The 14,714-nt window shown below is 71.5% G+C and carries 15 protein-coding genes; 11 read left to right on the plus strand and 4 right to left on the minus strand.

The annotated features are described in order from the left end of the window. Window positions 1-22: 22 nt before the first annotated feature. The 9 genes from QWY84_RS15075 (at window position 23) to QWY84_RS15115 (ending at window position 8,375) form a co-directional block, all read left to right on the plus strand. On the plus strand, window positions 23-643 hold the full coding sequence (locus QWY84_RS15075; RefSeq protein ID WP_290203654.1) for a TetR/AcrR family transcriptional regulator: 621 nt from the start codon (window positions 23-25) through the stop codon (window positions 641-643). Next, window positions 640-1,404 carry an enoyl-CoA hydratase/isomerase family protein gene (locus QWY84_RS15080; RefSeq protein ID WP_290203655.1) on the plus strand — a complete coding sequence of 255 codons (765 nt, stop codon included), beginning with the start codon at window positions 640-642 and terminating at the stop codon, window positions 1,402-1,404. Before QWY84_RS15075 ends, QWY84_RS15080 begins: the two co-directional genes overlap by 4 nt. Window positions 1,405-1,445: 41 nt before the next feature. Continuing rightward, the gene (locus tag QWY84_RS15085) at window positions 1,446-2,969 is read left to right on the plus strand and encodes an AMP-binding protein (RefSeq protein ID WP_290203657.1); all 1,524 of its coding nucleotides are present in this window, start codon (window positions 1,446-1,448) and stop codon (window positions 2,967-2,969) included. After that, window positions 2,953-3,351 carry a MaoC family dehydratase gene (locus QWY84_RS15090; RefSeq protein WP_290203658.1) on the plus strand — a complete coding sequence of 133 codons (399 nt, stop codon included), beginning with the start codon at window positions 2,953-2,955 and terminating at the stop codon, window positions 3,349-3,351. Before QWY84_RS15085 ends, QWY84_RS15090 begins: the two co-directional genes overlap by 17 nt. Beyond that, window positions 3,348-3,728, plus strand: a complete 381-nt coding sequence (locus tag QWY84_RS15095) for a hotdog family protein (RefSeq protein ID WP_290203659.1) — start codon at window positions 3,348-3,350, stop codon at window positions 3,726-3,728. Before QWY84_RS15090 ends, QWY84_RS15095 begins: the two co-directional genes overlap by 4 nt. Before the next feature lie 89 nt (window positions 3,729-3,817). Beyond that, on the plus strand, window positions 3,818-4,006 hold the full coding sequence (locus tag QWY84_RS15100; RefSeq protein ID WP_137707898.1) for a hypothetical protein: 189 nt from the start codon (window positions 3,818-3,820) through the stop codon (window positions 4,004-4,006). Next, window positions 4,006-4,665, plus strand: a complete 660-nt coding sequence (locus tag QWY84_RS15105) for an ABC transporter ATP-binding protein (RefSeq protein WP_290203661.1) — start codon at window positions 4,006-4,008, stop codon at window positions 4,663-4,665. Before QWY84_RS15100 ends, QWY84_RS15105 begins: the two co-directional genes overlap by 1 nt. Beyond that, a complete protein-coding gene (locus QWY84_RS15110) occupies window positions 4,665-7,196 on the plus strand; it encodes an ABC transporter permease (RefSeq protein ID WP_290203663.1) in 2,532 nt (843 codons plus the stop codon). The genes QWY84_RS15105 and QWY84_RS15110 overlap by 1 nt, the downstream gene beginning before the upstream one ends. A 3-nt stretch (window positions 7,197-7,199) precedes the next feature. Further along, on the plus strand, window positions 7,200-8,375 hold the full coding sequence (locus QWY84_RS15115; RefSeq protein WP_290203665.1) for a lipocalin-like domain-containing protein: 1,176 nt from the start codon (window positions 7,200-7,202) through the stop codon (window positions 8,373-8,375). 39 nt (window positions 8,376-8,414) lie between these two features. On the opposite strand, the gene QWY84_RS15120 is transcribed toward QWY84_RS15115, so the two are convergent. The 3 genes from QWY84_RS15120 to QWY84_RS15130 form a co-directional block, all read right to left on the minus strand. Beyond that, on the minus strand, window positions 8,415-9,044 hold the full coding sequence (locus QWY84_RS15120) for a TetR/AcrR family transcriptional regulator (RefSeq protein WP_290203666.1): 630 nt from the start codon (window positions 9,042-9,044) through the stop codon (window positions 8,415-8,417). Window positions 9,045-9,237: 193 nt separating this feature from the next. After that, the gene (gene gshA, locus QWY84_RS15125; protein ID WP_290203668.1) at window positions 9,238-10,815 is read right to left on the minus strand and encodes a glutamate--cysteine ligase; all 1,578 of its coding nucleotides are present in this window, start codon (window positions 10,813-10,815) and stop codon (window positions 9,238-9,240) included. A gap of 79 nt (window positions 10,816-10,894) precedes the next feature. Continuing rightward, window positions 10,895-11,881: an NAD(P)H-quinone oxidoreductase gene (locus QWY84_RS15130; protein WP_290203670.1), complete on the minus strand. Its 987-nt coding sequence runs from the start codon at window positions 11,879-11,881 to the stop codon at window positions 10,895-10,897. A 229-nt stretch (window positions 11,882-12,110) separates the two neighbouring features. On the opposite strand from QWY84_RS15130, the gene QWY84_RS15135 reads away from it, so the two are divergent. Further along, a complete protein-coding gene (locus tag QWY84_RS15135; protein ID WP_290203671.1) occupies window positions 12,111-12,698 on the plus strand; it encodes a GNAT family N-acetyltransferase in 588 nt (195 codons plus the stop codon). A 49-nt stretch (window positions 12,699-12,747) separates the two neighbouring features. Here QWY84_RS15135 and sufT read toward each other — a convergent pair whose 3' ends face one another. Further along, the gene (sufT, locus tag QWY84_RS15140; protein ID WP_290203673.1) at window positions 12,748-13,299 is read right to left on the minus strand and encodes a putative Fe-S cluster assembly protein SufT; all 552 of its coding nucleotides are present in this window, start codon (window positions 13,297-13,299) and stop codon (window positions 12,748-12,750) included. Window positions 13,300-13,427: 128 nt separating this feature from the next. On the opposite strand from sufT, the gene QWY84_RS15145 reads away from it, so the two are divergent. Next, window positions 13,428-14,642 (plus strand): isocitrate/isopropylmalate dehydrogenase family protein, encoded by a 1,215-nt coding sequence (locus QWY84_RS15145; RefSeq protein ID WP_290203674.1) that lies wholly within the window; start codon window positions 13,428-13,430, stop codon window positions 14,640-14,642. Window positions 14,643-14,714 lie beyond the last annotated feature (72 nt).

The raw sequence follows: 14,714 nt of genomic DNA on the forward strand, positions 1-14,714 counted from the left end.
TGATTCATGTTTCGGTGATGTCATGGCGGAAATGCCCGACTCCAGGGATCGCGTGCCGCGCACCCGGCGCGGTGCGGCTACCCGGGCGCGGCTGCTGGGCGCCGCCGAGGAGGCGTTCGGCTCCCGCGGCTTCCATCGTGCCGGTATCAGCGATATCACCCTGGTCGCCGGGGTCGCCCAGGGCACGTTCTACTCTTATTTCCGCAACAAGGAGGACGTCCTGCGCGAGCTGGTGCGCAACATGGGGCGGGACCTGCGGGCCCACCTGGCCGCGGAGGTCATGGACGCCACCGACCGCCTGGATGCCGAAGCCCGGGGCCTGCGCGCGTTCCTGGGCTACGTGGCCGGGCATCCGTGGATGTACCGTGTCCTCCAGGAGGCCCAGTTCGTCGACGAGAGCATCTATCGCGAGTACTACGAGGCCTTCGGCGAGAGCTATCTGCGGCTGCTCGACAGCGCCCGGGATGCCGGCGAGGTGCGCCCGGGGGACAACCGCGTCCGGGTCTGGGCGCTGATGGGCATGGCCCATTTCCTGGGATTGCGCTACGGCCTCTGGCAACGCGACGTGCCCCTGGACGACGTGGTCGCCACGGTGCGCGACCTGCTGCAGAACGGCCTGGTGGACAACGGAGGACGCCCGTGAGTGGAGCGCTGGTGGAAGCCGCGGTCGCCGACGGCGTGGCAGAGGTCACGCTGAACCGCCCGCAGCGGCACAATGCCCTGGTTCCGGAGCTTCTGGATGCCCTGTCGGGCGCCCTGGGCCGGGTCGCGGAGCAATCGCCGCGGGCGGTGATCCTGGCGGCCCAGGGGCGGTCGTTTTCCACCGGCGGCGACGTCGGCGCATTCCACGCCACGCCCCGGGCACAGCGGGCGGCGTATGCGCGCCGGGTCGTGGGCGGGCTCAACCGCGTCATCCTGGAGCTGCTGCGCCTGCCGGTGCCGACCATCGCGGCGGTGCACGGCACCGTGACCGGCGGCTCCCTGGGGCTGGTGCTGGCCAGCGACCTGGTGATCGCCGGGCCGCAGGCCAGCTTCGCGCCCTGGTACACCCGCGTGGGGTTCAGCCCTGACGGCGGCTGGACCGCGCTGCTGCCCGAGCGCATCGGCCGCGCCCGCGCCCTGGAGCTGCAGCTCTGCAACCGCCGCCTGGATGCCGACGATGCGCTGCAGTACGGCCTGGTCCATCGGCTGGCGGCCGAGGGCGAGGTTCTGGCGGCGGCGCGCGGCCTGGCGCGGGAGCTGGAGACGGACCGGCCCGGCAGCGTGCGGCGCACCCTCGCCCTGACCCGCCCGGACCCGGCGGCGGTGGAGCGCGGGCTGCGGGCCGAGGAGGATGCGTTCGTCGAGCAGATCGTCAGTGACGAGGCGGAGCAGGGCATGGCGGCGTTCCTGTCGCCGCGTTGACGCAAACGTCCGAGCCGGGACACCGGCAAGGAGGAGAAGCCATGGACATGTTCGACCTTCCGGCCCACCGCGCCCGGGTGACACCGGACCGGCTGGCGGTGGAGGATCTTGCCGACGGCACGCGCTATACCTACGCGCAGCTCAACGAGCGGGCGGCCCGGGTGGCGGAGGCGGCCACCGGCGCCTGGGGACTGCAGGAGGGCGACCGCCTGGCCTACCTGGGCCACAACCGGGCGGAGTTCTTCGTCCTGCTGTTCGCCTGCGCCAAGGCCGGCCTCGTCCTCGTTCCCCTGAACTGGCGCCTGGCGGTGCCGGAGCTGGAGGGGCTCATGGACGACGCCACCCCCGGCGCGCTGGTCTACGGCGGCGAGTTCGCCGAGGCGGCGGCCCGCCTGGGCGAGGCCCGCGGCGAGCTGGTGCGCGTGGCCCTGGACGGCCCGTCGCCGGGGGAGCGGGACTACGCCGCGGACGTCGCCGCCGCGCGCCCGGATCCGCGCCCGCACGCGCCGCGCCCGCCGGATGCGCCGTGGTACCTGCTGTATACCTCCGGCACCACCGGTCGCCCCAAGGGGGTCATCCAGACCTTCCGCATGATGATGGCCAACTACTGGAACATCGGCGTACCCGTGGAGCTGCGCGCCAGCGACGTGCTCCTGAACGTCCTGCCCATGTTCCACACCGCGGGGATCAACCTCTACTCCACCGCGGTCTTCCTGGTCGGGGGCACGGTGCTGGTGCAGCGCACCTTCGAGCCGCAGGAGGCCATGAACGTGCTGACGCACCGGGCCACGGTGTTCTTCGGCGTCCCCGCCGTGTACCAGGTCCTGGCCGAGCAGCCCGGATTCAGCGGCGAGGCGCTGCGGGGCGTGCGTTCCTGGGGCTGCGGCGGGGCGCCGTTGCCGCTGTCGGTGGCGCAGCGCTACGCCGACGAAGGCATCCGCGTGCGCACGGGCTTCGGCATGACCGAGACCGGTCCCACGGTGTTCCTGCTGGACGAGGCCAGCGTGCTGGACAAGACCGGCTCGGTGGGGCGCCCGCAGCTGCTGGCGGAGGTCCGCATCGTCGGCCGCGACGGCAACGACGTGGCCCCAGGCGAGGCGGGCGAGCTGCTGATCCGCGGTCCCGGGGTGACCCCGGGCTACTGGCAGCGCCCCGACGCCACGGCGGAGGCCCTGGAGCCGGACGGCTGGCTGCACAGCGGCGACGTCGCCCGCTGCGACGAGGACGGCTACTACTACATCGTCGACCGCTGGAAGGACATGTTCATCTCCGGCGGCGAGAACGTCTACCCGGCGGAGATCGAGCAGGTCCTGCAGCAGCATCCGCAGGTGGCCGACGTGGCCGTGGTCGGCATGCCCGACCCGCGCTGGGGCGAGGTGGGCTGCGCCTTCGTCTGCCCGGCCGAGGACGGTGCGGCGCCGGACGACGAGGCCCTGCGGGCGTGGTGCCGCGAGCGGCTGGCGGGCTACAAGGTGCCCAGGCGCTTCGTGGTGCGTTCCACCCTGCCCAGGAACGCCCTGGGCAAGGTGCAGAAGCAGGAGCTGCGCGATGACGCACGTCGCTAGTGTCGTCGCCGAGGCGCGGGTGTTCACCCAGGCGGAGTTCGACCGCTTCGGGGCGCTGTCCGGGGACTGCAATCCCATCCACGTGGATCCCGGCTTCGCCGCGGATACCCCCTTCGGGGCGACGGTAGCCCACGGCATGCTGCTGTTCAGCGCCGTCCGCGGGCTGGTCGCGCGGACCTGGCCGGATGCCGAGCTGTGCACGCAGGAGCTGATGTTCCCGGCGCCCACCTACGCCGACGAGCCCGTTACGCTCCGCCTGGAGCCGCAGGCGCGGCAGGCCGGCGAACCGTGGCGCGTGCTCGCCCGAGTGGCCAAGGCGGACGGCCGGCTGGGACTCGACGGCGTCTGTCACCTGCGGCTGCCGGGAGCGGACCGGCCATGACCGGTGCACTGCCGCGGTTCCATCGCCTGGCCCTGGGCGATACGGCCTCCCTGCAGCGGACCTTCCGCACGGCCGACCTGGAGGCCTGGGCCGAGCTGGCACATGCGCCGGTGCCCGTGGACCGCGTGCCGGAGCCGCTGCTCGCGGGGCTGTTCTCGTGCCTGCTGGGCGAGCACCTCCCCGGGCACGGCACGAACTACCTCAAGCAGCACCTGGAGATGCGCAATCCGGCCCGGCCCGGCGAGCCCCTTACCGCTCGGGTGACCGTGACCCGGCTGCGCCCGGACAAGGCCCTGGTGAACCTGGACACCATCTGCCTGGGCGCGGACGGGCGGCTGGTCTGCAGCGGCGAGGCACTGGTGTTGTTTCGGCACTGAACACTCCATGACCGTGCAGGTCATGGCGGCCATCATGCACAATACCGGGAGATCGAGCGCCTCAACGGAAACTGCAGCGGGAGTCCGCCATGGCCGATGTCATCCCCCTGAAGCGCCGCGAGCGGCGTCGCCGGCGTAGTGAAGGCGACACGCTGTGCCGGGCGGGGCGGCACAAGTGGGAGGTGGTGACGGACGCGCGCTTCGACGTCCGCGAGGGCCGGCTGGTGACGCTGCTTCGCTGCCGCCGCTGCGGGCGGGAACGCACCGAGCCGCGCTGATGATCGTCCTCGACGGGGTCTCCCGCGCCTTCCGCGAAGGCGAGCACGCCCGCGTGGTGCTGGACCGGTTCTCCGGGTCCGTGGCCGGCGGCGAGCGCCTGGCCCTGGTGGGGCGCAGCGGCGTGGGCAAGTCCACCCTGCTCAATCTCATCGGCGGCATGGACCGGCCCGATGCCGGCCGCATCACCGTCTCGGATACCGAGCTGACGGCGCTGAGCGAGCGTGACCGGACCCTGTTCCGGCGCTACCACATCGGCTTCGTGTTCCAGTTCTTCAACCTGATCCCGACCCTGACCGTGGCCGAGAACCTGCACATGCCCCTGGAAATGACCGGCGGTCTCACGCCCGCGGGTCGCCGGCGGGCGCAGGAGCTGCTGGAGCGGGTCGGCCTGGCAGACCGCCGGGATGCCTTCCCCGACACCCTCTCCGGCGGCGAGCAGCAGCGCATCGCCCTGGCCCGGGCCCTGGTGCATCGGCCAGGCGTCCTGCTGGCGGACGAGCCCACGGGGACCCTGGATACCGCCACCGCCGAGGAGGTCCTGACCCTGCTGGACGAGCTCACCGGCGGCGGACGGGTGACAGTGGTCCTGGTCACTCACAGCCCAGAGGTGGCAAGCCGCATGGATCGCGTGCTGCGCCTGGGAAGCGACGGCGGCTGATGACGCTGCTGCCGCGGCCCCTGCTCGCGCGCGCGAGCCTGCGCTACCTGCTGGGGCACCCCTGGCAGCTGGGGCTGGCGCTGCTGGGGGTGGCCCTGGGCGTGGCGGTGGTGGTGGCCGTGGATCTCGCCAACCAGAGCGCCTCCCGCGGCTTCAGCCTGTCCGCCGAGGCCCTGACCGGGCGGGCGACCCACCAGGTGGTGGCGGGGCCGGAAGGCCTGCCCGAGGAATGGTACGTGCGCCTGCGAACCGAGGCCGGGATACGCCCGTCGGCCCCGGTAGTGGAAGGGTTCGTGCGGCTGCCCGGCCACGGCGACCGGACCCTGCGCATCCTGGGCGTGGACGTCTTCGCCGAGGCCGGCGTGCGCCCCGCGCTGGGCGCGGTGTCGGCGACCGTGGAGCCGGCGGATCTGCTGGCTCGACCCCGGGGCGCCGTTCTGCTCGCCTCGGACCTGGAGCGGCTCGGGCGCGCCGTCGGCGACACGCTCACGGTGCGTCACGGCGGCCGCGACCACGCCCTGCGGATTGTCGCCGGCCTGCGGCCGGAGCGGGAGCTGGAGGCGGTGGGGCTGCGCGACGTGGCCATCATGGATATCGCCGCCGCCCAGGAGCTGCTGGGTCGTGTTGGCCGCCTGGATCGCGTGGACCTGGTCGCCGACGCCGCAACCGCGGACAGGGTGGCGGACCGGATCCCCGACGGCGCCCGGCTGGTCGTCGCGGACCGGCGCGCCGAGACCCTGGAGCAGATGACCGACGCCTTCCGGCTCAACCTGCAGGCGTTCAGCCTGCTGGCGCTGGTGGTGGGCGCCTTTCTCATCTACAACACCATGACCTTCTCGGTGGTGCAGCGCCGGCGGCTGATGGGCCTGCTCCGCGCCACCGGCACCACGCGCGGCGAGCTCCTGGGGGTGGTGCTCGGCGAGGCCGTGGTCATCGGCGTGCTGGGCACCGCCGCGGGGGTCGCCCTGGGGGTCGCGCTGGCCACGGTGCTGGTGGACCTGGTGACCCGGACCATCAACGATCTGTACTTCGTCCTGGCGGTGCGGGAGCTGACGCTGACTCCCGGCTCCCTGCTGCGGGGCGCGGCACTGGGTATCGGCATGACGGTGGTGGCGGCGCTGGCGCCGGCGCGCGAGGCGACCACGGTTCCGCCCCGGGCGGCGCTGAGCCGCTCGGTGCTGGAGCGCGCCCACCGGCGCTGGCTGCCCGGGCTGGTGCTGGCCGGCGTCGCGCTGCTGGCCGCCGGCGGGCTGCTGCTGGTGGCCAGCGAGCGCAGCCTGGTGGTGCCGTTCGCCGGCTTGTTCGGCGTCATCCTCGGGGGCGCGCTGCTGGTTCCCCCGGGGCTGTGGCTGGTCACCCGCGGCCTGGCGCCGGTACTGGGCGCAGCGGCCGGGTTCACCGGGCGCATGACCGCCCGCGGCGTGGCGGCGAGCCTGTCGCGCACCGGCGTGGCGGCGTCGGCGCTGGCGGTGGCGGTGTCCGCGGTGATCGGCGTCGGCGTCATGGTGGACAGCTTCCGTACCACCTTCGCCGAGTGGCTGGATGCCACCCTGCACGCCGATGTCTACGTCTCCGTTGCCGGCGGCGGTCCCATGGACGCGGAGCAGCGCCGGCGGCTGCTGGCGGTATCCGGCGTGGCGACGGCCACGCGCTCGCGGTTCGTGCGGGTGGGGGCAGGGGACCACGAGGCCCGGCTGCGGGTGTTCGCCGTCCCGCCGGCGGCCGAGGACGGCTTCAGCTTCCGCACGGGGAATCCGGAAACGGCCTGGCGTGCCTATCGGCAGGACGGGGCCGTGTTCGTCACCGAGCCCTACGCCTGGCACCAGGAACTGGAGGTGGGCGACCGCGTGACGCTGAACACCGGCTCGGGGACGGCGACGTTCCCCGTGGCCGCGGTGGTCTACGACTACGGCACCTCGGAGGGCGCCATCATCATGGCGCGACGGACGTATACCCGCTACTGGGACGACAACGCGGTGGACAGCCTCGGCATCCGCGCCGCCGACGGCGTCGACCCGGAGCGCCTGCAGGAGCGGCTCCGGCAGGCGGCCGCGGCGGGCGGGCAGCAGCTGGCGTTCCGCGCCGACCACGAGATCCGCGCCCGGTCCCTGGCGGTGTTCGACCGCACGTTCACCATCACCGAGGTGCTGCGGCTGCTGGCCATCCTGGTCGCCGTGACCGGCGTGCTCAGCGCGCTGCTGGCCCTGGCGCTGGAGCGGGCCCGGGAGTACGCGGTCCTGCGGGCCGGGGGCATGACCGCGCGCGAGCTGGGCGGGCTGGTGACGGCGCAGAACGCGCTGGTGGGGCTGCTCAGCGGCCTTTTCGCCGTGCCCCTGGGGCTGGCCCTGGCCGGTGGCCTGATCGGCGTCATCAACCGCCGCTCGTTCGGCTGGTCCATGGACCTGGCGGTGGATCCCTGGATCCTGCTCCAGGCGGTGGCGCTGTCCGTGGCGGCGGCGGTAGCAGCCGGCATCTATCCGGCGTGGCGCCTGGCGCGCACCGAGCCGGCCCTGGCCCTGCGGGAGGAGTAGACGATGCGACGGCACTTGCGGTTGCGGCCCGGGCGGAGTACGGCCATCGCGCTGGTGATCATCGCCTTCGCGGCCGGCGGCATCGCCCTGCTCGACCGGTCCGGTCCGCCCGAGGAAACCGGGCCCGGGCCGGGCGCTGCATTCGATGTAACCGCCGCTCTCGGCGGCGAGGAGCAGGCCGCGGGCTACCGCCGGGTGACCGGCCCCGAGCCGCTGGCGTTTCCGCAGGACCACGGACCCCATCCCGGCTATCGCCACGAGTGGTGGTATGTCACCGGCAACGTGACCACGGACGGCGGCCGGCACTTCGGCTTCCAGGCGACGCTGTTCCGGTTCAACATCGCCCCGGAGATGCCCGCCCGGGCATCCGACCTGGCGACGAATCAGCTGTGGATGGCGCACATGGCGGTAACCGACACCCGGGCCGGCGCCTTTCATCACCGCGAGCGCTTCGTCCGCGGCGCCGCAGGGCTCGCCGGGGGGACGGCCCGCCCGTTCCGCGTGCACGCCGAGGACTGGGTCATGCGGTCGGCGGATTCCGGCGCCATGCCCGTGGAGCTGCACTTTCCCGCGGGGGATCTGGCCATCGAGATGCGGCTCACCCCGCGCAAGCCCCTGGTGCTGCAGGGCGAGCAGGGGTACAGCCGCAAGGGGCCGGAGCCGGGCAACGCCTCCCGCTACTACTCGTATACGCGCCTGGCCGCGCAAGGCCGGATCACCGTGGCCGGCGAGACCCATACGGTCTCGGGATCCGCCTGGATGGATCGGGAATGGGGCACCAGCAGCCTCGGTGCCGACCAGGAAGGCTGGGACTGGTTCGCACTGCAGCTGGAGGACGGGCGCGAGCTCATGTTCTACCGCCTGCGCCGTGGCGATGGATCGACGTCGCCGTACAGCGAGGGCGTTCTGGTTGCCCGGGACGGCACCGCGGAACGGCTGGGGCCCGGCCAGGTGCGGCTCGAGCCGCAGCGCTACTGGCGGAGCCCGCACGGCGGCCGCTATCCCGTGGCCTGGCGCATGCAGGTGCCGGAGCACGACCTCGACCTCGCCCTGGAGCCGGTGCTGGATTATCAGGAGCTGGACGGCGCGTTCCGCTACTGGGAGGGGGCGGTGCGGGTGCGCGGGCGCTCGGGCCCGGATGGGCGGGGGTACGCCGAGCTCACCGGCTATGCGCAATAGCTAGTGTCCTGTAACCCGAGTTCGTTGGGTTACAGGACACTAGCGGGGGCGGCGCACGGCGGTGCGGAGGTCGTCGACGATGGCACGGCGCAGCGCCGGTGAGCGCCGGCGCAGCGGCAGCAGCATCGCTTCCATGAGGGCCAGCAGCGTCTCCACCCCGGTTTCCGTGCCGGCGGCGGGGGCGAGGGGGTCGGCATCGCTGGTCGCGCCGGCGGTATCGCGCAGCGGGCGGCGGATGGCCTCCTCCAGCTGCTCCAGGTGGTTCCGGAAGCAGCGGTTCATGGCCTCGTTGTACGGCTCCTGCCAGTAGCCGGCGATGCCGTCGGCGATCTCCGGCGCCTCACCGAGGGAGATGACGCCCTCGAAGAAGCGATCCAGCCGCTCCTCCGGCGTGCGGGCCGCCTCGACGGGGCCGATGATGTGCTCGCGGAACAGCTCGTTGAGGATGGCGAGGCACTCCCGGAACAGGGCCTCCTTGCCGTCGAAATGCCAGTACAGGGCGCCCTTGCTGAGCCCCACCGCCCGGGCGATGGTATCGATGGAGACACCGTCGTAGCCATGACGCCCGAAAAGGCGGAACGCGGCCTCCCGTACCGTCTCCCGGGTCTGCCGCCGTGGCGGGCGTTTGCCGGGGGCCGGCGCTCCCGGGCTGGGTGTGTCTTCTGCCATCGTGTTGTCTGCGCCTTCAGACCGAGCCGTTCCGCCGTCGCTGCCGAACGTCGATCGCGAATGCGTGCGGCAGCGGTGCGCGTCAATCGTGAATGGAGCAGCAAGTTTACCAGACCTGTCATAAATGACAGGTGCCTGTGCCCGCCAGAAAGTGAACTGTTTCACACTATCGGGGGTCGTCCTGCCACGCAGGTCAGGCGGTTTCGGTCTGGTCGAAGTATCGTGCCAGGTACTCCTCGAAGCTGAGGGTGTCGCGGCGCTCGATGGCGGCCTGTTCCTCCAGGGACGTGCGGCTGGCCTCTTCGAGCCGGCGACGCGTCTCCGGGTCCAGGACGTGCTCCTTGAAAGCGTGCTCGTGCTGTCGCGACTGGCGCATGGCGAACTCGATGAAGTTCTCGCCATGGCCCCGCATGCTGGCGAGCACCTGCGCCGAGGGCGTGCGGTCGGCGTCCCGCACGCTGTCCCGGTAGTAACGGACCGCGTCGCCGTAGGGCGTATCCGGGCGCGTCTGGTCGAGCAGCTCGGCAATGGTCTCCAGGTCGCCGCAGATGCGCTCGGCCCAGTCGCGCAGGCGAACCGGCGTGCCGCCGTCGTCCAGCACCAGCTCGGGGTCGCGGCCGTAGCGGGCGACCTGCCCCTGGTTGTGGTTGATGCTGCACTGCTCCCGCGCGGAGATCTCCGGGCTGTCCTCCAGCAGGCAGTAGACCAGCAGCGCTTCCAGGAAATGCAGCTGCCCGGCGTTGACGCCCAGCGGCTCGAACGGGTTCAGGTCCAGGGCGCGGATCTCGATGTATTCCACGCCGGCGCGGTGCAGCGCCCGCGACGGCCGTTCCCCGGAGCGGGCCACGGCCTTGGGTCGCACGAAGCTGTAGTACTCGTTCTCGATCTGCAGGGTATTGGTGCTGAGCTGACGCCACTCGCCGTTGACGCGGGTGCCGATGCGCTGCCATTCCGGGTCCGGCGTGGCGATGGCCCGCTCCAGGGTGCGCACGTAGGAGTCCAGGTCGTTGTAGGAGATGTTCAGCGCCGCCTGGGCGTTGTTCTTGTAGCCGATGTCGCTCATGCGCAGCGATGTGCCGAACGGCTCGTAGAAGGTGTGCTCGTCGAAGTCGTGGAAGTCGATGTTCTGGCCGCCGGTGAAGGACTTGCACACCGCCGGGGAGGCACCGAACAGGAACGGCACCAGCCAGCCGAATCGCTGGAAGTTGCGGATCAGCCGGAAGTAGGCGTCGGAGACGAAGGTCTGCAGGTCCCGGGCGTCGCCCTCGTGCTCCCGGAGGACCTCCCAGAACGCGTCGCTGAACGAATAGTTGAAATGGATGCCGGAGATGGCCTGCATGGCGCGGCCGTAGCGCCAGTCCAGGCCGCGGCGGTAGATGTGCTTCATCCAGCCGACGTTGGACTCGCCGTACCAGGCGATGGGGATGCTGGCGTCGCCGCCGACGATGCACGGCATGCTGGTCGCCCACAGCAGCTCGTCGCCGATGTTGTGGTAGGCGAAGGTGTGCACGTCCTCCAGGAAGCCGAGCGTGTTGCCGGTCTCGCTTTCCGGGGGCGTGATGAACTCCAGCAGGGCCTCGGAGTAGTCCGTGGTGATCCAGGGGTGCGTCAGGCTGGAGCCCAGGGCCCGGGGATGGGGGGTCTGGGCGATGTGGCCGTCGCGGTCCACGCGCAGGCTCTCTTTCTCCAGCCCCTTGAGACTGCCCCGCAGCAGGCCCCGCTGCTGGGTGTTGAGCAGGCTGGCAAGGCGTTTCTCGGCGTTCCGGACCATTGGCTGGAGTATCCCCGCTGGCTCGCGAACCGCGATTGTGCATTGACACGCAGCGAAATGAAATGCCGGCGTCGGCGGATCACGACTCGGCGCTGAGGACGATCTTGCCCGCGTGGCCGCCGGCCTGCATGCGTTCGTGGGCCTCGCGGGCCTGGCCGAAGGGCAGCACGGTATCCACCACCGGCTTCAGGCGGCCTTCCGCGAAGAAGGGGCCCAGCCGCTCCTGGAACAGCTGCGCCAGCTGGATGCGCCGCTCCAGGGGCAGGGAGCGCATGGTCATGGCACGCAGCGTCAGGCGCTTGAACAGCAGCAGCCCCATGTTGATGGTGTCCTCGCGCCCGGCCATCAGGCCCACCACCACCTGGGTGCCCTCCGGGCGCAGGCAGTCCATGTTCTCGCGCAGGTGGCCGTTGCCGCCGACCAGGTCCATGACCACGTGAACGCCCTCGCCGGTGTGCTGGCGCACGGTATCGACAATGGGCCCGTCGTCCTCGCCGTGGGCGACATCCAGCCCCCAGTGGCGCACCTGCTCGAGGCGCGCCGCGCTGCGGCTGGTACCGATGGTGCGGGCACCCAGGGCGCGGGCGAGCTGCAGGCCGGCGATGCCGATCCCGGACGTCGCCGCGCGGACCAGGCACCAGCCGCCCGGCTGCAGCCCGCCTTCCAGGAACATGGCGCGGTAGGCGGTCAGGAATGCTTCCGGGACGGCCGCGGCCTCGGTCAGGCCCAGGGCGTCCGGCACGGGGATGGTCTCGCGCTCGTTGATCACCAGCTGCTCCGCATAGGCGCCGCCGCCGATGAGCCCCATGACCCGGTCGCCGGGCTGGCGGGACTGGACGTTGCTGCCCACCTCGTCGATGACGCCCGCATACTCCAGGCCGGGGATGTCCCGTGCGGCGCCGGCCGGGGCCGGGTAGAGCCCCTGTCGCTGCAGCAGGTCCGCGCGGTTCAGGCCCGCGGCCCGGACACGCACCCGTACGTCCGTCGGACCCATCTCCGGTGCCGGGGTGTCCTGCCATTCCAGTACGTCCGGCGTGCCGGGCTGGGTGATGATCCAGGCCTTCATGCTTGTCTTCCTCCGCTGTGCCGTGGCTGCCCGGCGCCCGCATGGGGCAGGGCCGAGGGAGAACGATACCCCCGCGAAGCCCCGCGGCGTCAACGACGGCGACGCCGCCCTCCGCCGCGCCGAGAGTGAAGAAGGTGTCACATTCTGACATGAACGCCGCTTGTGGTGGGTGGCGACTAGGCGTATATTGCATTGCAGCAATAAACAGACTTGTCTACTCGGAGCGATCATGGGCGAGGCACTTGAATCATGGTCAGCCGGCGGCGGTGAGCCGGTGGTGCGCCGGCTGTGGTGGGCCGAGCGCGACCTGTGGCGTCAGCACCTGCTGCGCCTGGGGCCAGAGGCGCGGCGGGATCGCTTCGCCGGGCTGGTCAGCGATGCCTTCATCGAGCGCTACTGCCAGGCGGCATCGCCCTTCACGCTGGCCCTGTTCGGCGCGTTCGTCGACGGGACGCTGCGCGCCGTGGGCGAGTTCGCGCTCCTGGACCGGGACTGGCCCCGGCAGGCCGAGCTGGCGTTCAGCGTCGAGGACGCGTGGCAGAACCAGGGCCTGGGCAGCGCGCTGTTCCGGCGGCTGCTGGTGCACGCGCGCAACCATTCCGTGCGCCGGGTCTACATCGTCTCCGAGCCGGGCAACCTGCGAATGCATCGCATCGCGCGCAAGTCCGGCATGGTCCTGTCCGCGGAGGCGGGCGAGCTGGAGGGGCGCCTCGAGCTGCTCGGCCCCTCCTATTTCTCGGTGATGGAAGAGATGTTCGAAGAGGGCATGGCGCTGTGGCGTCAGGCCCCGGATCTGTCCCTGCTGCCGGGCGCCTGAGATCGTCGGTCGCCGCACGCCGGGGGCGAGCGGCGCACCGGCCGGGCGGCTACAGCATCCCCGTCTGCAGCTTGGCCGCGTCGGTCATCATTTCCGCGGACCAGGGCGGGTCGAAGACGAGCTCCACGTTGCACGTCTCGATGGTCGGCACCAGCTCCACCTTGTGCTTGACGTCGCTGGCGATGATATCGCCCATGCCGCAGCCGGGCGCCGTCAGCGTCATCTGGATGTCCACGCGCCGCCGGTCGTCCTCGATCCGCTCGATGTTGCAGTAGTACACCAGCCCCAGCTCGACGATGTCGATGGGGATCTCCGGATCGAAGCAGGTATGCAGCTGCTCCCAGACCAGCGCCTCGACGTCCTGGTCGGTGGCGTTGTCCGGCAGCTCGGGCAGCGGCGTGGGCTCCTTGCCGATGGCGTCGGCGTCCACGCCGGCGATGCGGAACAGGTTGCCCTGGATATAGACGGTGTAGCTGCCGCCCAAGGCCTGGGTGATGACGCCCTCCACGCCCTCGGGGATGGTGCCCGACTCGCCCGCGGGGATGACCACGGCATCGCAGTCGCGATTGAAAACAACGGGTTCGCCGCCCGGGCTGAACATGCTGACCTCCGCCTGCCGTCATACTGACTGGCAATCCGTACCGATTTCGTCCTTATTCTACCAGCACAGTTCCCGTTCGTCGTCGCTGTACCCGTTGCATTTTGCCCCGCTGTCGGTGACCGTACTGCATGACTCCCGGCAACCGCGATGAGGACGGCGCGATGGCGAACCCGGACGGCGGAAAGGACAAGCAGTGGCGGGTGGCCGTGCTGCCCGGCGACGGCATCGGCCCGGAAGTGATGGCGGTCACCGTGGAGGCCCTGCGCGCGCTGGCGGAGCAGGGCGGCCCGGACCTGGTGCTGGACGAGCTGCCCTGGCCCTCCCACCGCTGGCACCGGGACAACGGGCGCATCATGCCCGAGGACTGGCACGCGGTCCTGTCCGGCTACGACGCCATTCTCCTGGGCGCGCTGGGTGATCCCGGGCCTTCCAGCGACCCCGGGCGCTATCTGCTCCCGGATGCGGTGTCGCTCGCGCCGCTGCTGGACATCCGCAAGGGCTTCGACCAGTGGGCCTGCGAGCGTCCCGCCATGCTGCTGGAGGGGGCGCCGCGCTACCTGGCCGACGAGCGCGCCCGGGATCTCGACATGCTGGTCATCCGCGAGAACAGCGAGGGCGAGTACGTCGGCCAGGGCGGACGTCTTGCCCCCGGGAGCCCGCGGGAGGTCGCCACCCAGATGGAGGTGTTCACGCGCGCGGGGGCCGAGCGCATCTTCCGCCATGCCTTCGAGCGCGCCGCGGCGCGCGCCGGCGAGCGCCGGGCCGGCCAGCGGCGCGACCGGCAGTTCCCGCTGCCGGACGGCGGCACCGCGCATGCCCAGGTATGCCTGGTCACCAAGCGCAACGCCCTGCGCTACTGGGGCGAGATGTACACCGAGGTGTTCGCCGCGGTGGCAGAGGAGTTCCCCGACGTGGCGACCCATCACGAGCTGGTGGACGCGGCCTGCATGAAGTTCGTCATGAGTCCGTGGCAGTTCGACGTCGTGGTGGCCAGCAACCTGCAGGGCGACATTCTCACCGACCTCGCTGCCGTGCTCAGCGGCGGCATGGGCGTCGCGCCGTCGTGCAACCTCAATCCGTCGGATCGCCGCCAGCCCCCGATGTTCGAGCCCACCCACGGCAGTGCCCCGGATATAGCCGGGCAGAACCTGGCGGGGCCCCAGGCCATGCTGCTCACCGCCGCCATGATGCTGGACTGGATGGGCGAGGAGGACGCCCGCGCCGCGCGCGCCGCGTCGCGCCTGCGCACCGCGGTGGAGTCGGACCTGCGCGTCCACGGCACGGCCCAGCGGGCCACCACGGTGATCGGCGAGGCCGTCGTGAAGGCCCTCGAGGCCGTGTGATGCCCGTCGTCGTGCCCGCGGCAGCGGTTTGAAGGCCCGCAACAGACGGGTGTAGACTTCGTTTTTGTTTCT

This window comes from Aquisalimonas lutea (assembly GCF_030409225.1).
Lineage (GTDB): Bacteria > Pseudomonadota > Gammaproteobacteria > Nitrococcales > Aquisalimonadaceae > Aquisalimonas > Aquisalimonas lutea.